The following is a 6,078-nucleotide window of genomic DNA, read 5'->3' as shown; positions in this document are numbered from 1 at the left end:
AGGGTGCCAGTGTACCGTCCCGACGCTTGGCGGTCATCTCCCCTGACCAACCTTTTCCGCTTCTCAGCTGTTCTCCAATTGCGTGCGCTTCCGGGGTGAGCTCTTCAGGGACTAACAAGTCTATGGCCATTTGTCTAATTGCGTCATCCGGCTGCCAGCCGAGCAGCCTTACCGCCCCTCTCCCCCAGAAGATAATCCTCCCCTCGACATCAGTGGTGATAATGACATCCTCGATGGCGTCCAGCAGGTGGGACTGAAAAGCTATCCGTTCCTCCGTCCTCTTCCGCGCGGTGACGTTCCGGGCGATGTGTATCGAGCTGGTTATCTCACCGCTGGCGCTGACGATGGGCGCCGTGGCAATATCAAAATAAGCGTCCAGGCGCGGCTCGAAAACCTCTTCGCTCATCAGCTGCCCGGTCTGCATGGTCTGCCGGTGCAGACAGGCCAGTATCGGCTCGTTGCTCTCATGGAACACCTCGTAGCATTTCTTGCCGACAAGCTGCTCCGCGGTCATGCCAAACATCCTGGTGAAAGCCCTGTTCACCTTCAGGATATTGTACTCTTTGTCATGAATGGAAATCAGGTCCGGGATGGCGTCAAAGGTCTCCTGCCACTGCTGTGCCGCCTGTGCTAACGCCTCTTCCGCTTTCTTGCGCTTGGTGATGTCAAGCCCGTATATATTCACATACCCGGAAGCTGTTACCGGAACAAATTGCAGTGTGAACCTGCGTTCCCCGGCCTCTATTTCGATCGACCAGGACGTGTCGCTGTCCAGAACCGCGGCAACTATTTCCCGGTACCGCTCAGGCAGAAGCTGCCCCGGCTGGCAACTGAAAGAATCCAGTATAGACGAACAGGCAGCATTGGCATACAGAACGGCGCCATCCCGGCTAACCCTCAGCACCGGATTCGGATTTTCCTGCGGAAACCGGGCTAACTCTTCCAGTTCCCGGTTGGCCCGGGCAAGCTCGTCTACGGCCTGCCTCTGCTTATCTATGTCCAGGAAGCTCATTACCAGTCCGCCGCCGACGTTCTGCGCCGTGAGGTAGGGCAATATTCTCATCATGTACCAGCGCCCGTCCCGGCGCCGGACCTCTATCTCCTTGGGCTGGAGCGTCCGCAGTACCTCACGGGCGTCATCAATCAGATTAGCGTAGTCCAGGCGTGAAGTTATCTCCTCAAGAGGACGGGCGATATCAATGTCCCTGATGCTGAATACGTCGGTTGATGCCGGCGTGTAGCTCCTGATATTGAGTTCCTCATCCAGGAAGATGATGGCAATATCCGTCCGGTTGAGGTAGTTCTTCAGGTCATCGTTGGCCCTGGTGAGCATATCGGTCTTGGATGTAAGCTCGGCGTTGACGGTCATCATCTCTTCGTTGAGCGATTGCAGCTCTTCCCGTGAGGTCAAAGGAAGCTTACTTTCGGACTCCGGTTCATCCCGCTTACCGCTTTGCTTTTTCCTCGTCGCCATATGGCGTCTCCTTAATTCCAGCCCGTTTAACAGGGGGCTGGAAAACCAATCCCCCTCTACAAAGGGAGAGGAAAACTCCGAGTTCCTTTTTTATCAACCTGCCAGGAATCCACTCCGCCAGACAAATATAGAGAAGATATATGTATTTTAGCACAACCCTTCCCGTAATTTGAAGGTTCTATTTTCTATGGCGGCACTGGCTGATACTATCATTTCAAGCGAAGCGATATCCCAATTCGTCATCGTTATGCAAGTAGACATCCCATATTGTCCTTCTGAGCGCAGCGAAGAATCCGGGTGAGGGGTTGTATCTATCTGCCTTGCTACCCCTCCCCGACCCCGTATCAAATACAGGGCTTCGGTCGTTTCACTCCCTCAGAATGATATTTCCAGACCCCTCTCCATACAAACCAGGCTGGTGGATTGCCCGTTCAAGCCGGGCAATGACAAACCCTTGTTAAACACCCTCTCAACCACCGGTTTGACTTTACCACGCCACAATCTTTATACTTTTAAAATAGTCCGCGCTGAAACCGCTGGCGGTACGCCAGCACCTGAACTCATTTCCGCAAGGGCGCGCCCAAAATCAGAAGAAGAGGTGAAATCTAATGGCTAATAATACACCGGGTGGGTATGCAGGGAAAATCCTGAGGGTAAACCTGTCCAACAAAAGCATAGCCGCGGAGGCAATTGACGAGGCGTTCTGCCGGAAACATATCGGCGGCGCCGGTTTTATTGCCCACTTCCTGCTGAATGAGTTAGCGGCGGGGATTGACCCCTTAAGCCCGGAAAACAAGCTGATCTTCGCCCTGGGGCCGGTAACGGGAACCCCGCTCTCAGGCAGCGGCCGCCACTGCATCGGCGCCAAGTCACCCCTGACCGGCGGTTTCGCCAAATCAGAGGTTGGCGGCTACTGGGGCGCCGAGCTTAAACATGCCGGCTACGATGCCGTAATTATTGAGGGTAAAGCTGAGAAGCCGGTTTACCTCTGGATTCATGACGGTGAAGCCAGTTTGAAGGACGCCGCTCACCTCTGGGGAAAGAACACCAAGGAAGTCCAGCAGACCCTCAGGAGCGAGCTGGGAGACCACCTTATACGGGTAGCCTCGATAGGTCCCGCCGGAGAAAACATGGTACGCTACGCCTGCATCATCAATGACCTCCACGATGCCGCGGGCAGAGGCGGCGTGGGTGCGGTGATGGGTTCCAAGAACCTCAAGGCAGTTGCCGTCAGGGGCCACCAGATGCCAGCGCTGGCTGACCCCGCGTACCTGAAGGAAATGAGGGGGTGGCTCCTGGAAAACAAGGAGCTGTGGGCGTCTTTCCACGAAGTGGGTACCGGCGCCGGTATGAACAGCGGTGAAGCTACCGGCAACCTGCCGGTGCGCAATTTCCGCGATGGCACGTTCCCCGAAGTAAACAGGATAAGCGGAGAAACTCTAAGAGATACCTACAGGATCAGGATGGAATCCTGCTACGCCTGCACCGTACGCTGCAAAAAAGTGGTCGAGATTAAGGAAGAACCCCACCCGGTAGACCCGGCTTACGGCGGGCCTGAATATGAGACATTAGCCTCATTAGGCTCCAACTGCGGCATCAGCGACCTGAAAGCAATCGTCAAAGGAAACGAGCTCTGCAATGCCTATTCGCTGGATACCATCTCCACCGGGGTTACCATTTCTTACGCCATGGAATGCTTTGAAAACGGGCTGCTGAGCATTGAAGATACCAATGGCATTGACCTCAGATTTGGTAATGCCGAAGCCATGCTTAAGATTATTGACCTGGTTGCCAGGCGGGAGGGCATCGGCAACCTGCTGGCTGAAGGCTCAGCGCGGGCGGCCAGAAAAATCGGCGGCTCTGCGGATTTTGCCATGCAGGTAAAAGGGCTGGAAATTCCGATGCATGAACCCAGAATAAAGGCATCCCTGGGCCTGGGCTACGAGGTCAACCCGCACGGGGCTGACCACTGCGCCAATGTGCATGATACCATGTTCAGCGCACCGGGACGGACACTGGACAGGGTCAAAGCCCTGGGAGTGACTGAACCCCTACCCGCTGATGAGCTGGGAGCGCGTAAAGCGGACATGTTCCAGAAAGTATATCTGTTCCGTGTTACCCTGGACCATCTGCTGATTTGCATGTTCGTACCTTACTATTCAGAGCAGGTCAATAATATCCTGGGCGCAGTTACCGGCTGGAAGATGAGCATCCGTGAGATGCAGCAGGTCTCCGAGAGAACGCTGACGATGGCACGCCTGTTCAATATCAGGGAAGGCTTCACTGCCGCCGACGATAAGCTGCCCAAACGTTTCTTCCAGCCGAAAACTGACGGAGTCCTGGCCACCAAGTTCTATGACCAGGCGCAACTGGAGGAGACCAAAAGCCTTTACTACAGGTCAATGGGCTGGGATACCAGCACCGGAATACCGACCCCGCAAAAACTGGCGGAACTGGGCATCAAATAATCAGACTGTACCTGGCTGAAGACCGGGGCCAAAACCGGCTTATTACCGTAGCTGGTGAGGTTCCCTGCGGTGATTAATGTCCCGTGACATGTCCAGACCGTTACATGTTTATACCAAAGCTACCGGCTTTTCCTGTCTGATTAAAGCCACCGCCATGACAGCTACCAGCAAGGTCAACGCTCCGATTAAGAAAGCCAGAAAATAATTATTGCTGATGTCATAGACCAGCCCGCCGATAACGGGGCCGATGGCCGCCCCCAGCCCGTAGCCAACCTCCAGCGCTCCCATTATCACGCCAATCCTGTTCAAGCCAAAAGTATCCCCGATTAACGCCGCCATACTGGGACCGACACCTCCATAGGCAAAACCAAAAATCAGGGCAAACAGATAGAGCATCCACAGTTCCCGCACCCAGATTAACCATACCATCGCCAGAGCCTGTGACAGCAAACAGATAATGGTGGTTCTATTTCTACCAATCTTATCCGAAACAGCGCCCATCAGCACCCGGCCTCCGATGTTGGCGCCACCAATCACACTGAGCACCGCTGCCGCCTCTACGGCGGAAAAGCCGATATCGGTAGCATGAGGCACAATATGGGTTAAGACCAGAAATATGGCTGAGGCAAAAAATACCCATGTTATCACAATCAGCCAGAAGCTCCTCGTCTTTAATGCCTGTGGTAAAGAAAGGCCGACCGGCGGGGGATTATTATTGGTTACCGCTACTGGCGGCAGACCGGTATCTGGGAAGGCTGATTTTATCCCGTCAGGCAGGACCCCGATTTCCTGCGGACTATTTCTCAATAGCTGAGAGAGAGGGATCACTATCAGCCAGGCCATCAGCCCCAGGACAATAAACGCCCCTCGCCAGCCGAGACTGTCAACCAGGTAGGTAGCCAGCGGCGCCATCACCACCATACCCAGCCCTCCCCCCGAGCTGGTGATGCCCAGCGCCAGCCCCCGTTTCTTATCGAACCACTTTAAGGTTGTTGACATGGTCACGACGTATGCGGCGCTGCTGCCCATCGCCAGCAACAAGCTGTAAGTGACAAACAGCAGCCAGGCAGAATGAGCCTGACTGGTCAGTAACAGGCTCAAACCGGCAAACAGTCCCATCACCGAGAGAATAATCCGGGGCCCGTATCTATCCAATGCCCAGCCGCTCAGAAGAGCAAATGCCGAACCAAAGACCATGTAAACGGAGAAAATGGCTGAGGTCGCGGCACGGGTCAGAAGGAACTCACTCTCGATGGACTTAAAAAAGACCCCGAAGGAAAAACGTATCCCCCAGAGGGTAGCGCCGGCAAGGAAAAAAGCGGCCACTATAACCCAGCCGTAAAATAGCCTGTCTTTAAGACCGGAAAACACTGGTAAGAATCCATCCTGACGGCGGGAACGAAATTAAGAACAAAGCGCGCGCGTTACGCCGGTTATCCCGTCACCTGACTATAAACCATAACAGCCCTGCAAGCCGCGAACGCGTTTCCGCGGGCAGCTTATTCCTGAACCACGTCTCTAAGCACTACTTTGACATACGCTTCGCTAAATAGCTATAATCAAAAGGCTGTACTGGGGAATCGTCTAGTGGTAGGACAGCGGACTCTGAATCCGTCAACGAAGGTTCGAATCCTTCTTCCCCAGCCACTAAAGACTCATATCGAACCAACGAACTACCCGCTCCGTCTGATCCGAAAGACTCTTTCCCAGTATTACAGAACATAGCGAAAGGTGGGTTTAGTTCGTAACTTAAGATCTTACCCTTTTGCACATTGATGCCTTTAAACAACGTCTCGACCAATAATCTGCGTTCTTCAAAATTACCTTTTTCGAATAACCAGCCTAGATTACAGGCTATATCAAGCGCTAACTCAAAATCAGCAGCGAATAAAGTTTGATGCCTGGTAATGAACTCTATACGTGACTTAAGTGTTGCTTCCTCGCTTTCCACCTCATCACGAAGTTCTTTGAATTCATCCCAACCAATTATCTGTTCCGCCGCCATGCGATTGACATTTTTCCTCTTGGTTAGCAGAAAATCCAGCCTCTGACGAGCACGACTTAGTTCTGAATCTTGGTCAGTACTACCCATTTCTGCAAGCCACTCCTGCAAAGCCGTTTGGATCTGAGGCCTGC

General features: G+C 53.6%; 3 protein-coding genes and 1 tRNA gene. 2 read left to right on the top strand and 2 right to left on the bottom strand.

The window, feature by feature from the left end; genetic code table 11:
- Positions 1 to 1,474: PAS domain S-box protein (locus tag Q8Q07_06550; protein ID MDP3879943.1), on the bottom strand; the 1,474-nt coding region annotated here is incomplete at its 3' end.
- A gap of 608 nt (positions 1,475 to 2,082) precedes the next feature.
- Here Q8Q07_06550 and Q8Q07_06545 point away from each other — a divergent pair.
- Positions 2,083 to 3,942 (top strand): aldehyde ferredoxin oxidoreductase family protein, encoded by a 1,860-nt coding sequence (locus Q8Q07_06545; protein ID MDP3879942.1) that lies wholly within the window; start codon positions 2,083 to 2,085, stop codon positions 3,940 to 3,942.
- 108 nt (positions 3,943 to 4,050) lie between these two features.
- Here the strand turns inward: Q8Q07_06545 and Q8Q07_06540 are convergent, their stop codons facing one another.
- Entirely contained in the window at positions 4,051 to 5,313 is a 1,263-nt protein-coding gene (locus tag Q8Q07_06540) for an MFS transporter (GenBank protein ID MDP3879941.1), read from the bottom strand.
- A gap of 202 nt (positions 5,314 to 5,515) precedes the next feature.
- Between Q8Q07_06540 and Q8Q07_06535 the strand changes: the two genes are divergently transcribed.
- Positions 5,516 to 5,589 (top strand) — tRNA-Gln (locus Q8Q07_06535).
- Positions 5,590 to 6,078: the final 489 nt, after the last annotated feature.

The sequence above is a fragment of the Dehalococcoidales bacterium genome (genome assembly GCA_030698765.1).
Classification (GTDB): domain Bacteria; phylum Chloroflexota; class Dehalococcoidia; order Dehalococcoidales; family UBA2162; genus JAUYMF01.
The sequence above is the reverse complement of the archived record's forward strand: the minus strand, read 5'-3'. Positions and strand labels throughout refer to the sequence as shown.

What these genes read in the sequence shown, in the direction of transcription:
- Q8Q07_06545 (MDP3879942.1), top strand. Translation starts at nt 2,083, where the DNA reads ATGGCTAATAATACACCGGGTGGGTATGCAGGGAAAATCCTGAGGGTA.